This window comes from Pseudomonas artemisiae (assembly GCF_057128685.1).
In genome coordinates this window covers 1-1,241 of record NZ_JBSKHS010000035.1, presented here as the reverse complement: position 1 = coordinate 1,241, position 1,241 = coordinate 1, and the positions used below count along the sequence as shown (strand labels likewise).

The following is a 1,241-nucleotide window of genomic DNA, read 5'->3' as shown; positions in this document are numbered from 1 at the left end:
TGTAGTGGTCAACAATTCCCGGACACAGAATTAAGTTTTTCTTCTGCTACAGCCGGCGGTACGAAGCCGTTGTGCTGATGCGGCCTTGTCCAGTTGTACCGCTGCATGAGATAGCGTCCGATATCTTGCTCGGCCAGCGCTGCCGTCATGTAACCCACCGTCGGTATCCATTCCGCTTTCAAGCTGCGAAACAGCCGCTCCATGGGCGCGTTGTCGTAGCAGTTTCCCCGTCGGCTCATGCTTTGAGTTATCTGATAGCGCCACAGCCGCTGGCGGAAGCTACGGCTGGCGTATTGGCTACCCTGGTCGCTGTGAAATAGTAAGCCTTGTGGCCTGCCGCGCATCTCATAAGCTCTGTCGAGCGCCTTGATGACCAGCTCGGCATCCGGCTTGGCAGACATCGCCCAGCCCACTACCCGACGGCTATACAAGTCCAGGACGACCGCCAGGTAATGCCACCGTCCCTGCGCCCAGATGTAGGTGATGTCACCACACCAGACCTTGTTTGGCGTTGCCACGGTGAACTGTCGATCAAGAACATTGGGGATGTCGAGGCGCTCAACCGTGGCCCGTTTGTATGCGTGAGAACCGGGCTGCTTGCTGATCAAGCCCTGCTCCTTCATCAGGCCTCTGACCTTGAAGCGTCCCACATTGATACCCTCATCCCGGAGCATGGCGACGATACTGCGGCTACCTGCCGAGCTGCGGCTCTGGCTGAACAGCTCGTTGATGCGGCTGCGCAGGCTCGTACGGCGAACATCGATACGCCGTCGGCGGGCCAGGTGCGCGTAATAACAAGATCGGGGCAACTCGAACACTGAACACAACAGCTGAACAGGGTAGTGCTTTGCCAACTTCCGAATCGACTTCAACGTCTGCGCCCGTGTTCCTCGGCCATCAAGAGCGCAGTGGCCTCCTTTAAGATTTTCTTCTCGATCTCCAGCCGATTGATGCGAGCCTTGAGCGCCTGGATTTCCTGCTGCTCTGGTGTCATCGCCTTGCTGGACGGGGTCACGCCATTTCGCTCAGCCTGAAGCTGGTTGACCCAGCGACGCAACGCCGGCTCCCCAATATCGAGCGACCTCGCGGCCTCGGCATGGCCGTAGCCTTGATCGAGCACAAGGCAGGCAGCCTCGCGTTTGAACTCGGGGGTGAAAGTACGTCGTTGTCTGCTCATCGAACACCTCTGTGTGGCGACCATTTTCGCCTAAAAAAGTGTCCGGGGTTAGTAGACCACTACA

At 58.0% G+C, this 1,241-nt stretch carries 1 protein-coding gene; it reads right to left on the bottom strand.

The genetic code is table 11. The annotated features are described in order from the left end of the window. Positions 1 to 8 precede the first annotated feature (8 nt). Positions 9 to 1,177 (bottom strand): IS3 family transposase gene (locus ACWKV4_RS20570; protein ID WP_483834046.1). Its coding sequence is split into 2 segments (ribosomal slippage): positions 9 to 916 and positions 916 to 1,177, totalling 1,170 coding nucleotides; the frame shifts between segments, so codons are not numbered across the junction. Positions 1,178 to 1,241 lie beyond the last annotated feature (64 nt).